The 13,058-nt window shown below is 71.4% G+C and carries 13 protein-coding genes; 6 read left to right on the forward strand and 7 right to left on the reverse strand.

Annotated elements, in window-relative coordinates:
• Positions 1–15: 15 nt before the first annotated feature.
• Positions 16–453: a gamma-glutamylcyclotransferase gene (locus ACFYY1_RS07995; RefSeq protein ID WP_072486709.1), complete on the reverse strand. Its 438-nt coding sequence runs from the start codon at positions 451–453 to the stop codon at positions 16–18.
• Between the two features lie 249 nt (positions 454–702).
• Between ACFYY1_RS07995 and ACFYY1_RS08000 the strand changes: the two genes are divergently transcribed.
• Positions 703–2,142 (forward strand): NAD(P)H-quinone dehydrogenase, encoded by a 1,440-nt coding sequence (locus tag ACFYY1_RS08000; protein ID WP_388582305.1) that lies wholly within the window; start codon positions 703–705, stop codon positions 2,140–2,142.
• 207 nt (positions 2,143–2,349) lie between these two features.
• The gene (locus ACFYY1_RS08005; RefSeq protein ID WP_388582307.1) at positions 2,350–3,318 is read left to right on the forward strand and encodes a DeoR/GlpR family DNA-binding transcription regulator; all 969 of its coding nucleotides are present in this window, start codon (positions 2,350–2,352) and stop codon (positions 3,316–3,318) included.
• An 85-nt stretch (positions 3,319–3,403) separates the two neighbouring features.
• Here the strand turns inward: ACFYY1_RS08005 and ACFYY1_RS08010 are convergent, their stop codons facing one another.
• Both ACFYY1_RS08010 and ACFYY1_RS08015 read right to left on the reverse strand, forming a co-directional pair.
• Complete coding sequence (locus tag ACFYY1_RS08010; protein ID WP_388582310.1) at positions 3,404–4,003, reverse strand: TetR/AcrR family transcriptional regulator; 600 nt, start codon at positions 4,001–4,003, stop codon at positions 3,404–3,406.
• A 136-nt stretch (positions 4,004–4,139) separates the two neighbouring features.
• Complete coding sequence (locus tag ACFYY1_RS08015) at positions 4,140–5,894, reverse strand: acetyl/propionyl/methylcrotonyl-CoA carboxylase subunit alpha (protein ID WP_388582313.1); 1,755 nt, start codon at positions 5,892–5,894, stop codon at positions 4,140–4,142.
• A gap of 410 nt (positions 5,895–6,304) precedes the next feature.
• On the opposite strand from ACFYY1_RS08015, the gene ACFYY1_RS08020 reads away from it, so the two are divergent.
• Positions 6,305–6,769 (forward strand): hypothetical protein, encoded by a 465-nt coding sequence (locus ACFYY1_RS08020; RefSeq protein WP_388582316.1) that lies wholly within the window; start codon positions 6,305–6,307, stop codon positions 6,767–6,769.
• Positions 6,770–6,859: 90 nt separating this feature from the next.
• Here ACFYY1_RS08020 and ACFYY1_RS08025 read toward each other — a convergent pair whose 3' ends face one another.
• The 4 genes from ACFYY1_RS08025 to ACFYY1_RS08040 all read right to left on the reverse strand — a co-directional run bounded on the left by ACFYY1_RS08025 (position 6,860) and on the right by ACFYY1_RS08040 (position 9,660).
• Positions 6,860–7,471 carry a nucleoside triphosphate pyrophosphatase gene (locus ACFYY1_RS08025; RefSeq protein WP_388582319.1) on the reverse strand — a complete coding sequence of 204 codons (612 nt, stop codon included), beginning with the start codon at positions 7,469–7,471 and terminating at the stop codon, positions 6,860–6,862.
• A gap of 82 nt (positions 7,472–7,553) precedes the next feature.
• The gene (gene mmpB / locus ACFYY1_RS08030) at positions 7,554–7,682 is read right to left on the reverse strand and encodes a morphogenic membrane protein MmpB (RefSeq protein ID WP_351255940.1); all 129 of its coding nucleotides are present in this window, start codon (positions 7,680–7,682) and stop codon (positions 7,554–7,556) included.
• Between the two features lie 155 nt (positions 7,683–7,837).
• Complete coding sequence (locus ACFYY1_RS08035) at positions 7,838–8,062, reverse strand: acyl-CoA carboxylase epsilon subunit (protein WP_388582322.1); 225 nt, start codon at positions 8,060–8,062, stop codon at positions 7,838–7,840.
• 14 nt (positions 8,063–8,076) lie between these two features.
• Positions 8,077–9,660 (reverse strand): acyl-CoA carboxylase subunit beta, encoded by a 1,584-nt coding sequence (locus tag ACFYY1_RS08040; protein WP_351255945.1) that lies wholly within the window; start codon positions 9,658–9,660, stop codon positions 8,077–8,079.
• 146 nt (positions 9,661–9,806) lie between these two features.
• Between ACFYY1_RS08040 and ACFYY1_RS08045 the strand changes: the two genes are divergently transcribed.
• The 3 genes from ACFYY1_RS08045 (at position 9,807) to ACFYY1_RS08055 (ending at position 13,041) form a co-directional block, all read left to right on the forward strand.
• Positions 9,807–10,673, forward strand: a complete 867-nt coding sequence (locus ACFYY1_RS08045; protein ID WP_388582326.1) for a biotin--[acetyl-CoA-carboxylase] ligase — start codon at positions 9,807–9,809, stop codon at positions 10,671–10,673.
• Between the two features lie 270 nt (positions 10,674–10,943).
• The gene (locus ACFYY1_RS08050) at positions 10,944–12,116 is read left to right on the forward strand and encodes an adenylate/guanylate cyclase domain-containing protein (RefSeq protein ID WP_360934166.1); all 1,173 of its coding nucleotides are present in this window, start codon (positions 10,944–10,946) and stop codon (positions 12,114–12,116) included.
• A gap of 112 nt (positions 12,117–12,228) precedes the next feature.
• Positions 12,229–13,041, forward strand: coding sequence for an enoyl-CoA hydratase/isomerase family protein (locus ACFYY1_RS08055; protein WP_388582329.1), 813 nt, complete (start codon positions 12,229–12,231; stop codon positions 13,039–13,041).
• Positions 13,042–13,058 lie beyond the last annotated feature (17 nt).

The raw sequence follows: 13,058 nt of genomic DNA on the forward strand, positions 1-13,058 counted from the left end.
CGCTGGCCGGACCGGTCAGCAGGGGCGCTTGCGGAGTTCCATCACATAGTCGTGCGGCGCGCCCGCGGATTCGGCGGCGTCGGCGATCTCGCCCAGGTAGCGGGCGGAGGGCAGCCCGCCCTCGTAGCCGTTCAGCACGTACATCCAGGCCGGCTCCTCGCCGTCCAGGGTGTGCACCCGCACCCGCATCCGCCGGTAGATGTCGAGGCCGACACCCTCCCACCGGTCCATGGAGTCCTCGTCCATCGGCGCCAGGTCGTACAGCGCGACGAAGACCTGGGAACGGGGCGCCTCCACCACGGTGGCCAGCGCGCCTTCCCAGCCCATCTGCTCCCCGCCGAAGGTCAGCCGCCAGCCGTTGAGCCAGCCCGTGCCGCGCAGCGGGGAATGCGGTGCGCGGCGCGTCATCAGCCGCGCGTCGAGGTTGCCGGCGTACGCGGCGTAGAGCGACATGGGTCCGAGGGTACGGGAGGTGACGGGGGGATCGTCGATTCCGGTGCGGAAGACCACCCGCCGGGTTCCGCTTCCCGCCCCCGGGCCCCGGCGCGCACGCCCCGGCGCACGTATGGAGGGACCCGGGGCGAAGCACCTTGGCGCGTGCGGGACAATGAAGTACGTACTGCATTCCCCCGGGGCGCTCCCCCGGACCCCCGGCCGGGGCAGCAGACGGCCGCGGGATGACATACGCGAGGCGGACTTTTCGTGACCCGGATCGTGATCATCGGCGGCGGACCCGGCGGCTACGAGGCGGCCCTGGTGGGCGCCCAGCTCGGCGCGGAGGTGACCGTCGTCGACTGCGACGGCCTCGGCGGCGCGTCCGTGCTCACCGACTGCGTGCCCTCGAAGACCCTGATCGCGACGGCGGAGGTGATGACCACCTTCGACTCCTCGTACGAGGAACTGGGCATCATCGTCGCGGACGACACCCCGCACGTCGAGCAGGCCGCCCGCGTGGTCGGCGTCGACCTCGGCAAGGTCAACCGACGGGTGAAGCGCCTGGCGCTCGCCCAGTCCCACGACATCACCGCCTCCGTCACCCGGGCCGGCGCCCGCGTGATGCGCGGCCGGGGCCGACTGGAGGGCCTCCAGGCCGCCGACGGCTCCCGCCAGGTCGTCGTGACCGCCGCCGACGGCACCGAGGAGACGCTCACCGCCGACGCCGTGCTGATCGCCACCGGCGGTCACCCCCGGGAGATCCCGGACGCGCTCCCGGACGGCGAGCGCATCCTGAACTGGACCCAGGTCTACGACCTCGACGAGCTGCCCGAGGAGCTCATCGTGGTCGGCTCCGGCGTGACCGGCGCCGAGTTCGCGGGCGCCTACCAGGCGCTCGGCTCGCGCGTCACCCTCGTCTCGTCCCGCGACCGGGTGCTGCCGGGCGAGGACCCGGACGCGGCCGCCGTGCTGGAGGACGTCTTCCGGCGCCGCGGCATGAACGTCATGGCCCGCTCCCGCGCCCAGGCCGCCAAGCGCGTCGGCGACCGGGTCGAGGTCACCCTCGCCGACGGCCGGGTCATCTCCGGCTCGCACTGCCTCATGGCGGTCGGCGCCATCCCCAACAGCGCAGGGATGGGACTGGAGGAGGCCGGGGTCCGGCTCAAGGAGTCCGGCCACATCTGGACCGACAAGGTCTCCCGCACCAGCGCGCCGGGCGTGTACGCGGCCGGTGACGTCACCGGGATCTTCGCCCTCGCCTCGGTCGCCGCCATGCAGGGCCGGATCGCGATGTACCACTTCCTGGGCGACGCGGTGGCCCCGCTGGACCTGAAGACGGTCTCCTCGAACGTCTTCACCGACCCCGAGATCGCCACCGTCGGCTACACCCAGGCCGACGTCGACGCGGGCAAGATCGACGCCCGGGTGGTCAAGCTGCCGCTGCTGCGCAACCCGCGCGCGAAGATGCAGGGAATCCGCGACGGATTCGTCAAGATCTTCTGCCGGCCCGGTACCGGCATCGTGGTCGGCGGCTGTGTCGTCGCGCCGCGCGCGAGCGAACTCATCCACCCCATCTCGATCGCGGTCGACAACAATTTGACGGTAGAACAGATCGCAAACGCTTTCACCGTGTATCCGTCCCTGTCGGGTTCGATCGCGGAAGTGGCCAGGCAGTTGCACACCCGAAAGCGCGCGGGCGAGGCGTAAGCGCCTTCGGGGGCGCCGCGATCCCCGGTGTCTCCGGGCCTCTCCGGGCATCTCCCGGCAACTCGGACGCTCCGGCGATCGCCGTCCGGTCAGTACGGAACAACAACGGGGCCGCCTATATCACTTGGCGACCCCCTGTATGTACAACTTCCGTTATTCGGCGCAAACCGCTGAAAACACTCGGGCGGTCACGTTACTGTCAGTTTTGTGTTCGCTGCAGAACGTCGTCAGTTGATCCTCGAAATGGTGCGCGCCAACGGGGCGGTATCGCTCCGTGAGCTCGCCCGCGTCGTCCAGACCTCCGAAGTGACCGTACGGCGGGACGTGCGGGCACTGGAGGCAGAAGGACTCCTCGACCGCCGGCACGGCGGTGCGGTACTGCCGGGCGGATTCACGCGGGACTCCGGCATTCCGCAGAAATCCCATCTCGCCACCGCGGAGAAGACGGCCATCGCCGACCTGGCCGCCGGTCTCGTGGAGGAGGGCGAGGCCATCGTCGTCGGTGCCGGTACGACCACGCAGGAGCTGGCCCGCCGGCTCGCGCGGGTTCCCGGTCTGACCGTCGTCACCAACTCCCTGCTGGTCGCACAGGCGTTGGCCCATGCCAACCGGGTGGAGGTGGTGATGACCGGCGGTACGCTGCGCGGCTCCAACTACGCCCTGGTGGGCAGCGGTGCCGAGCAGTCCCTCCAGGGGCTGCGGGTCTCGCGGGCCTTCCTCTCCGGGAGCGGGCTCACCGCGGAGCGCGGCCTGTCCACCTCCAACATGCTCTCCGCCAGCGTGGACCGGGCGCTGGTGCAGGCCGCCGCCGAGGTGGTGGTCCTGGCGGACCACACCAAGCTCGGCTCCGACACCATGTTCCAGACGGTGCCGACCGACATCATCACCCGCCTGGTGACGGACGAACCCCCCGGCCACGACGACCGCGCCGCCACCGAACTGCAGGCCCTCGCCGACCAGGGGGTCCATATCGCGGTGGCCGGTTCGGGCAGCGGCCCCTCATCGGCCGAGCCCCTCCCGCACGGCCGCCAGGGCCGTCGCGAAATGCCTCTGCCCGGACAGCGCCGGACGCACGGGGGCGGGCCCGGGGGGCCGGGCCCGCAGCAGCTGCGGAGCGCGGCGGTGATGGCGGAGCAGGGGGACCGGGCGAGGGTGGCGGATCTGCGGCGCCGCTGACCGAGCACGAGGTCGTTGGGCCCCGGTCGCAGGAAGGGGCGGGCAGGGAGACGGAGACGGGCAGGGGAACAGTCCCGCGCCCCGCTCAACCCGCCTCCGGATGTGTCCCCTTCAGCCCTTGCAGGGTCAGCATCAGCAACCGACCCGCCAACTCCGGGTCCTCCGGCGACTGTTCGGCGGCCAGCGCGATCGCGTTGGTCAGCTGCAGAAGGTCGTCGATCGACACCTCCGGCCGCACGGCCCCGCTCGCCTGCGCCCGCCCCAGCAACACCGTCCCCGCTTCGCGCAACGGCACATTGCACTGTGCCAGGGCGGAACTCTCGTCCCGCGATGTCGACATGAGTGCCTGCGCGAGCCCCCGGTACTCACCCGCATGAGTGATGATTGCGCCCAGCCACTCCACCAGGGCCCGGCACGGCTGCTCCGCCCCCGCGAGCTCACGGGAACGGGTGATCAGGGACGTCACCGCCTCCTGGAAGACCGCGTTCATCAGCGCGTGCCGGTTCGGGAAATGCCGGTACAGCGTGCCGATCCCCACGCCCGCGCGCCGCGCGATGTCCTCCAGGGACGCGTCGGTGCCGTGCTCCGCGAAGGCGGTCCGGGCCTCGCTCAGCAGCCAGCCGTAGTTCCGGCGCGCGTCGGCCCGCATGGGCCGGGGCGGCGTCTGTGCCGTACTGATCGCCATGGCGCGGTCATCCCTTCTTCCACCTCGGGTCCAGGATGCCACCGCGTGTCCGGGGGAGTGGCCGCGCGACCAGGTCCCCTGGAAAGACGGGCGTCTTTCCAGGGGACCTGGTCAGTGCGGGACAACGTGTAGGTCGTCAGTCCTTGATCTCACAGATCACGGCGCCGGAGGAGACCGAGCTGCCGACCTCGGCGGCGAGGCCCTTGATGGTGCCGGAGCGGTGCGCGTTGAGCGGCTGCTCCATCTTCATGGCCTCCAGGACGACGATCAGGTCGCCCTCCTGGACCTCCTGGCCCTCCTCGACGGCGATCTTGACGATGGTGCCCTGCATCGGGGACGCCAGGGTGTCGCCGGAGACCGCGGAGCCGGACTTCTTGGCGGCGCGGCGCTTGGGCTTGGCGCCCGCGGCGAGTCCGGTGCGGGCCAGGCTCATGCCGAGCGAGGAGGGCAGGGAGACCTCCAGGCGCTTGCCGCCGACCTCGACCACGACCGTCTCGCGGCCGGCCTCCTCCTCGGCCTCCGTGGCGGCCGTGGCGGTGAAGGGCTTGATGTCGTTGACGAACTCGGTCTCGATCCAGCGGGTGTGGACCTGGAACGGGTCGCTGGTGAAGGCCGGGTCGGTGACGACCGCGCGGTGGAACGGGATGGCGGTGGCCATGCCCTCCACGTTGAACTCGGCCAGCGCGCGGGCCGCGCGCTGCAGCGCCTGCTCACGGGTCGCACCGGTCACGATGAGCTTCGCCAGCAGCGAGTCCCAGGCCGGGCCGATGACCGAGCCGGACTCCACGCCCGCGTCGAGGCGGACACCGGGGCCGGTCGGCGGGGCGAAGGCGGTGACGGTGCCCGGGGCGGGCAGGAAGCCGCGGCCCGGGTCCTCGCCGTTGATCCGGAACTCGAAGGAGTGCCCGCGCACGGCCGGGTCGTCGTAGCCCAGCTCCTCGCCGTCGGCGATGCGGAACATCTCGCGTACGAGGTCGAGGCCGCTGACCTCCTCGGTCACCGGGTGCTCGACCTGGAGGCGGGTGTTGACCTCCAGGAAGGAGATCGTCCCGTCCGTGCCGACGAGGAACTCCACCGTGCCGGCGCCGACGTAGCCGGCCTCCTTCAGGATGGCCTTGGACGCCGCGTACAGCTCCGCGTTCTGCGCCTCGGACAGAAACGGTGCCGGGGCCTCCTCGACCAGCTTCTGGTGGCGGCGCTGGAGCGAGCAGTCACGGGTGGAGACCACGACCACGTTGCCGTGGCTGTCGGCCAGGCACTGCGTCTCGACGTGGCGCGGCCGGTCGAGGTAGCGCTCCACGAAGCACTCGCCCCGGCCGAAGGCCGCGACGGCCTCACGGACCGCGGAGTCGTACAGCTCCGGGATCTCCTCCAGCGTGCGGGCCACCTTCAGCCCGCGACCGCCGCCACCGAAGGCGGCCTTGATCGCGATCGGCAGCCCGTGCTCCTCGGCGAACGCCACGACCTCGGCGGAACCCTCGACCGGGTCGGGCGTGCCGGCCACCAGCGGAGCCCCGGCGCGCTGCGCGATGTGCCGGGCGGCGACCTTGTCGCCGAGGTCCCGGATCGCCTGCGGCGGCGGGCCGATCCACGTCAGGCCGGCGTCCAGCACGGCCTGCGCGAATTCGGCGTTCTCCGACAGGAAGCCGTAGCCCGGGTGGATCGCGTCGGCACCGGAGTCCTTGGCAGCCTGGAGCACCTTGGCCATGTCCAGGTAGCTGGCGGCCGGGGTGTCACCGCCCAGAGCGAATGCCTCGTCGGCCGCACGCACATGCAGAGCGTCGCGGTCCGGGTCGGCGTAGACGGCCACGCTCCCGATCCCGGCATCCCGGCATGCCCGAGCAACACGGACAGCAATTTCGCCACGGTTGGCGATGAGCACCTTGCGCACGATGGCTCCCTCCTTGAAACAAGCTGAGTTTAGGGACTACCGACACGGCCCTACGACCCGTCCCCAATGGTGAGCTTGCCCACACGGAGTGTGATTCGAGGCTTGCTCAAGTCGCGAAATCCCTTGTGGCACCACGGTACGCCGGGTTTCATAACCGCACAGTAGCCACGAGGTGTGGTCCAGGTCTCTGTTCGGGCGAGCTGTGACTCCGCGCGTTTCTTTGTCGAGTCCCCACTAATGGGCGAACGATTCTTTGCCCGACGCGCCTGGGGCCGTGACAGGGGGGTGCGGGACGAGTGTGCCCGCGTGCGCCATGAGTGCGGTGCGGAAGCGGAGATCGCCGGGCCCTTGTCCGGAGCATTACTGGTTAGTAGGGTCCGCGCTATCTCACGTACTGCAGGTAACAGGGGGTGAACACCGTGGTGCGCAGACCGGTGGCGTTCGTGGCCGCGATCGTGCTGTTCGCGGAGGCCGTGGGCATCGTGCTCATCAACGGCATCCTGGCGACGGTCGTCAAGAACCAGGACATGTCACTGGCCGGGATGGATCCCGCCGTCATGTCGAACGGCACCTGGGCGATGGGCGGCTTCTTCGGCCTGTACCTGCTGCTGTGCGGGCTGTTCCTGCTGCTGGCCGGCGCCCGCGACCGGGCTCCCGGCCGGTTCGCCCGCATCGTCCTGATCATCTGCGCGGTGGTGCACGCGGTGCTGGGCGCGCTGACGGTCGGGCTGGTCGGCTGGGCCGCGTTCGCGAGCATGATGGTGGTGCTCGGGCTGATAGTGCTCACCCTGGTGGCGTACGGCACCCGGTCCGAGGAGCCCGGGTCCGAGGGGCCCGCCGACGACGCCGGAGCGGGCGCCCCGGCGGCCGTCTGACCGGTCGGGCGGGTTCGGGCCGGGTCCGACTCCTTCTTGAGCCGGACCAGCCTCCTTCCCGAGCCGGACCCGAGCCCGGCCCGTCGGGCCTCAGACCCAGAGCTCGGTGACGGAGATCCCCAGCTCGCCCAGCAACCGGCGCAGCAGCGGCAGCGAGAGCCCGATGACATTGCCGTGGTCGCCCTCGATGGCGTCGACGAACGGTGCCGAGCGGCCGTCCAGGGTGAAGGCGCCCGCGACGTGGAGCGGCTCGCCGGTGGCCACGTAGGCGGCGATCTCGGCGTCCGTCGGTTCGCCGAAGCGGACGGTCGTGGAGGCGGTCGCCGAGGCGGTACGTCCGGTCGCGGTGTCGATCACGCTGTGTCCGGTCCGCAGCACACCGGCCCGGCCGCGCATGGACTTCCAGCGGGCGATGGCCTCCTCGGCGTCGGCCGGCTTGCCGAGCGCCTCGCCGTCGAGTTCGAGCACCGAGTCGCAGCCGATGACCAGGGCGCCCGCCGCCTCCGCCCGGCCCGCCACCGCCGCCGCCTTGGCCTCGGCGAGCACCAGTGCCAGCTCGGCCGGGGTCGGGGCGCTCAGCGCGTCCTCGTCCACCCCGCTGACGATCACCTCGGGCGCGAAGCCGGCCTGCCTCAGCAGACCGAGACGGGCGGGGGAGGCGGAGGCGAGCACGAGACGGCGCTGATCAGTCATACGGGCCATCGTAGAAGAGCCGCCGCGCCGGCCCCGGCCCCGTACGGCGGCCCCCCGTGGACCGGCCTCGGATCCGCCCCGGATCCACCCCTCAGCGCATCCCGATCGCGATCATCGCGACCACCATCGCGAGAGCGAGCACCAGCCCCGCACGACGCATCATGTCCTGGGCGTCGCGCAGTTCCTTCGGAGGCTTGTTCTCGGGGTCGGACCACAGCATGGAAACGATCCTGCTGTCGTGTCGGACGGTGCGCCTGAGTACGGGTACTCAGCCGCCGTGGTGCGTACGGACCAGATCGCGCCCGGACGCACCGGAGGTCCGGACCCCAAGGGGCCCGGACCTCCGGAGACGTGCGTGAAGGGATGCTTCCGCGCCTACCCGGGCCAGTACGTCCGGGCCCAGGCCCGGGGCCCCGGCAGATGGCGGGTGCGCCGGGCGATGCGCCCCGGGTCGGACCACTGGCCGGGCAGCGCCGACCCGGTGGCCGGACCACCGGCCGACTCGTCGGACGACGTCGTCGCGGCGGCGCGCGCCCGCACCACCGCCAGTGCGGCTGCCAGCTCCTCCGGGGTCGGGTTGCCCCGTACGACCTTGATCATGGCCAGGACCCTTTCTAGAGGGGGATGTTGCCGTGCTTCTTCGGGGGCAGCGACTCCCGCTTGGTGCGCAGCTGGCGCAGCCCCTTCACGATGTGGGCGCGGGTGTCGGACGGCATGATCACCGCGTCGACGTAACCGCGCTCGGCCGCCACGTACGGGTTGAGCAGCGTGTCCTCGTAGTCGGCGATCAGTTCGGCACGGGTGGCTTCCTGATCCTCGGCGGCGGCGATCGTCCGGCGGTGCAGGATGTTCACCGCGCCCTGCGCGCCCATCACCGCGATCTGGGCGGTCGGCCAGGCGAGGTTGATGTCGGCGCCGAGGTGCTTGGAGCCCATGACGTCGTACGCGCCGCCGAACGCCTTGCGGGTGATCACCGTGATCAGCGGGACGGTCGCCTCGGCGTAGGCGTAGATCAGCTTGGCGCCGCGGCGGATGATGCCGCCGTACTCCTGGTCGACGCCGGGCAGGAAGCCGGGGACGTCGACGAAGGTCAGCACGGGCACGTTGAAAGCGTCACACGTGCGGACGAACCGTGCGGCCTTCTCGCTCGCGTTGATGTCCAGGCAACCGGCGAACTGCATCGGCTGGTTGGCGACGATGCCGACCGGGTAGCCCTCGACGCGCCCGAAGCCGGTGATGATGTTCGGCGCGAACAGGGCCTGCGTCTCCAGGAACTCGCCGTCGTCCAGCACGTGCTCGATGGCGGTGTGCATGTCGTACGGCTGGTTCGCCGAGTCCGGGATGAGGGTGTCGAGCTCGCGGTCCTCGTCCGTGGTGGCGAGATCGGCGGCCTCGGGGAAGGCCGGCGCCTCGGACAGGTTGTTCGAAGGGAGGTACGACAGCAGCGACTTGACGTACTCGATGGCGTCCTTCTCGTCGCCCGCCATGTGGTGCGCCACCCCGGAGGTGGTGTTGTGGGTGCGGGCGCCGCCGAGCTCCTCGAAGCCGACGTCCTCGCCGGTGACCGTCTTGATGACGTCGGGGCCCGTGATGAACATGTGCGAGGTCTGGTCGACCATGACCGTGAAGTCGGTGATCGCGGGGGAGTAGACCGCGCCGCCCGCGCACGGTCCCACGATCAGTGAGATCTGCGGCACGACGCCCGAGGCGTGCACATTGCGGCGGAAGATCTCGGCGAACAGACCGAGTGCGGCGACGCCCTCCTGGATCCGGGCGCCACCGCCGTCGTTGATGCCGATGACCGGGCAGCCGGTCTTCAGCGCGAAGTCCATCACCTTGACGATTTTCTCACCGTAGACCTCGCCGAGCGAGCCGCCGAAGATGGTGAAGTCCTGCGAGTACACGCAGACGGGGCGGCCGTCGACCGTGCCGTAACCGGTGACGACGCCGTCTCCGTACGGGCGGTTCTTCTCGATGCCGAAATTGGTCGAGCGGTGCCGGGCGAATTCGTCGAGTTCCACGAAGGAACCCTCGTCGAGCAGCAGTTCGACCCGTTCCCGCGCGGTCAACTTGCCCTTGGCGTGCTGCTTCTCCACCGCGCGCGCGGAGCCCGCGTGCGTCGCCTCGTCGATACGGCGCTGCAGGTCCGCGATCTTGCCCGCGGTGGTGTGGATGTCGGTCTCTTCCGGCTCGGACATCGGGTGGCGGCTCCCTGCCTGGTCACGGGGACGACTGTGCTGCTGAAACAGGTGCTGAACAGGTACTCAAACACCTACTGATCCGTAGCGTATCGGCGCGGATACGGTTCGGCAGTGCGTCGTTTGCCACACCTAGTCTGGCTTGCATGACACCTTCGGATGCGCCACAGAGCCGTTGGTCGGACCTGGACCGACCGCCCCTGAACGTCCCCGCGCTGCGCCGCGGACTGCTGCGGCCGGGCGGGCTGTGGACCTCGCTCGACGTCGTGGAGACGATCGGGTCCACCAACTCCGAGCTCACCCGGCGTGCGGCGGCCGGGCTCGACGAAGGCACCGTGCTGGTCGCCGAGGAGCAGACCGCGGGCCGCGGCCGCCTCGATCGCACCTGGACGGCTCCGGCCCGTTCGGGCCTGTTCTTCTCCGTCTACCTGGAGCCGGGCGACGTCCCCGCCGAACGGTGGGGCTGGCTGCCACTGCTCACCGGCGTCGCGGCGGCGACCGGCCTGGCGAGGTCCGCGGGCGTCGACACGGCCCTGAAGTGGCCCAACGACCTCCTGGTCACGGTGGAGGGCGTGGAGCGCAAGGCGGGCGGCATCCTGGCCGAGCGCGCCGGGGACGGCGTCGTCATCGGCATGGGCCTCAACGTCTCCCTGCGCGCCGACGAGCTGCCCGCCCCCACGGCCGGCTCGCTGGCCCTGGCCGGTGCCGTGTCCACCGACCGCGAGACGCTGCTGCGGGGCGTGCTGCGCTCGCTGGAGCACTGGTACGGCCAGTGGCGCGCGGCGGACGGCGACGCGGCGGCGAGCGGCCTCCAGGAGGCGTACGCGGCGGGCTGCGCGACGCTGGGCCGGACGGTACGGGCCCAGCTGCCCGGCGACCGCACCGTGGTGGCCGAGGCCGTGGCGATCGACGGCGACGGCCGCCTGGTCCTGTCCACCGAGGACGGCCTCCAGGAACCGGTGTCGGCCGGCGACATCGTCCACCTGCGGGGCGTGGGGGGCGGTCTGGTCTGAGGCGGGGGCCGCCCGGTTGCCGTCTTGTCCTCGATCGCCGGACGGGCTGGGGGTGCCTCACCCGGGAAGCGTTCCGGGGTGTGGTGGGGCTTGAAATCCGTGCCCTCCTGGAAACCACCCACCGGCCGCAACCACCCACGCCCCCCGGCTCACCCAGGAACATTCCCGGACGCCATAGGGGCGTGAGCTTCGGCACACCTGCCGTATCGTTGAGGCGATCCACCGACAGATCGGCAGGGCAGTGCGCAGGGAACGGGCAGGAGGCGGCTGGTGACCGTCGACGACACGACCTCCGGTGCGGGCACACAGCCCCCGTCGGAACCCTCGGTCCACGCGACACCGCATCACGAAGTCGACCATACGGCGGAACCGACCGACGACCCCCTCGCGATCCGGCTGGAACAGCTGATCCTGGGCGCCGACCGGCGCTACACGCCGTTCCAGGCGGCCCGTACCGCCGGTGTCTCGATGGATCTGGCCTCCCGGTTCTGGCGGGCCATGGGTTTCGCCGACATCGGGCAGGCCAAGGCGCTCACCGAGGCCGATGTGCTGGCGCTGCGCCGGCTCGCCGGCCTCGTCGAGGCGGGGCTGCTCAGCGAGCCGATGGCGATCCAGGTGGCCCGGTCCACCGGGCAGACCACGGCCCGGCTGGCGGAGTGGCAGATCGATTCCTTCCTGGAAGGGCTCACCGAGCCGCCCGAGCCAGGAATGACCCGTACCGAGGTCACGTACCCGCTGGTCGAGCTGCTGCTTCCGGAGCTCCAGGAGTTCCTGGTCTACGTGTGGCGGCGCCAGCTGGCCGCCGCCACCGGGCGGGTCGTCCAGGCCGCCGACGACGAGGAGATGGTCGACCGCCGCCTGGCCGTCGGCTTCGCCGACCTCGTCGGGTTCACCCGGCTGACCCGGCGGCTGGAGGAGGAGGAGCTCGGCGAGCTGGTCGAGGCCTTCGAGACCACCTCGGCGGACCTGGTGGCCGCCCACGGCGGCCGCCTGATCAAGACCCTCGGCGACGAGGTCCTCTTCGCCGCCGACGACGCGGGCACCGCGGCCGAGATCGCGCTGCGCCTGATCGAGGCGATGACCCAGGACGAGACCATGCCGGCGCTGCGCGTGGGCATCGCGTTCGGCACGGTCACCACCCGGATGGGCGATGTCTTCGGTACGACGGTGAACCTCGCCAGCCGGCTGACATCGATAGCGCCGAAGGACGCGGTGCTGGTGGACGGGGCGTTCGCGGAGGAACTGACCCGTACCGGCGACGCCCCGGCCTCCGAGGCGCAGGCGGCCCAGGAGGCCGCGGTGGCCGAGAAGGAGCGCCAGGAAGGCGTGGAGCCGGCCGCCGTCCCCAAGTACCGCTACGGGCTCCAGCCGATGTGGCAGCGACCGGTGCGCGGGCTCGGCGTGGTGGAACCCTGGCTGCTGGCCCGCCGCGGCACTTCCTGACCCCGGCACCCGGAACCCTCGCGGGAAGCCGGGGCGGGCGCACCCCTGACCACTGCCCGGGCCGCGCCATAGGATCCCTCCGATAACGCTCGTTAACCGGAGGGGTGCAGTCATGACCGTCACGTCCGAGCAGCGGTTCGGGGAGTTCGTCGCCGTACGGGTCCACGAGGGGCAGGAACACGTCGCCGAGCTGGTGCTCGACCGGCCCAAGGCGATGAACGCGGTGTCCACGGACATGGCCCGCTCGATCGCCGCCGCCTGCGCCGCGCTCTCCGTCGACCCCGGCGTACGCGTCACCGTCCTCACCTCCAGCCACGAGCGGGCCTTCTGCGTGGGTGCCGACCTGAAGGAGCGGAACTCCTTCACCGACGCCGAACTGCTGCGCCAGCGCCCGACCGCCCGCGCCGCGTACACCGGTGTGCTCGAACTGCCGATGCCGACCATCGCCGCCGTGCACGGCTTCGCGCTCGGCGGCGGGTTCGAGCTGGCCCTGTCCTGCGACCTGATCGTCGCCGACCGCACGGCCGTGGTCGGCCTGCCCGAGGTGTCGGTCGGTGTCATCCCGGGCGGCGGCGGTACGCAGTTGCTGCCGCGGCGGATCGGCGCGGCGCGCGCCGCCGAGCTGGTCTTCACGGCCCGGCGGCTGGAGGCGGCCGAGGCGCTCGGTCAAGGGCTGGTCGACGAGCTGGTGGAGGCCGGGCAGGACCGGGCGGCCGCACTGGCGCTCGCGGGCCGGATCGCCGTCAACTCCCCGGTGGGGCTGCGGGCCGCGAAGCGGGCGCTGCGGCTGGGCCACGGCCTCGATCTGAGGGCCGGCCTCGAAGTCGAGGACGCCGCCTGGCGGTCGGTGGCCTTCTCCGGCGACCGGGCCGAGGGCGTGGCCGCGTTCAACGAGAAGCGCAAGCCGAACTGGCCCGGCGAGTGACGCGGAGTGACGTTTTG

The organism is Streptomyces sp. NPDC001890 (assembly GCF_042891445.1).
Taxonomy (GTDB): domain Bacteria; phylum Actinomycetota; class Actinomycetes; order Streptomycetales; family Streptomycetaceae; genus Streptomyces.

Bases quoted from the DNA above. Each gene is read 5' to 3' on its own strand.
- ACFYY1_RS08055 (WP_388582329.1), top strand. From the start codon at position 12,229: ATGACCGTCACGTCCGAGCAGCGGTTCGGGGAGTTCGTCGCCGTACGG.
- ACFYY1_RS07995 (WP_072486709.1), bottom strand. From the start codon at position 453: ATGTCGCTCTACGCCGCGTACGCCGGCAACCTCGACGCGCGGCTGATG.
- ACFYY1_RS08045 (WP_388582326.1), top strand. From the start codon at position 9,807: ATGACACCTTCGGATGCGCCACAGAGCCGTTGGTCGGACCTGGACCGA.
- ACFYY1_RS08010 (WP_388582310.1), bottom strand. From the start codon at position 4,003: ATGGCGATCAGTACGGCACAGACGCCGCCCCGGCCCATGCGGGCCGAC.
- ACFYY1_RS08025 (WP_388582319.1), bottom strand. From the start codon at position 7,471: ATGGCCCGTATGACTGATCAGCGCCGTCTCGTGCTCGCCTCCGCCTCC.
- ACFYY1_RS08035 (WP_388582322.1), bottom strand. From the start codon at position 8,062: ATGATCAAGGTCGTACGGGGCAACCCGACCCCGGAGGAGCTGGCAGCC.
- mmpB (WP_351255940.1), bottom strand. From the start codon at position 7,682: ATGCTGTGGTCCGACCCCGAGAACAAGCCTCCGAAGGAACTGCGCGAC.
- ACFYY1_RS08040 (WP_351255945.1), bottom strand. From the start codon at position 9,660: ATGTCCGAGCCGGAAGAGACCGACATCCACACCACCGCGGGCAAGATC.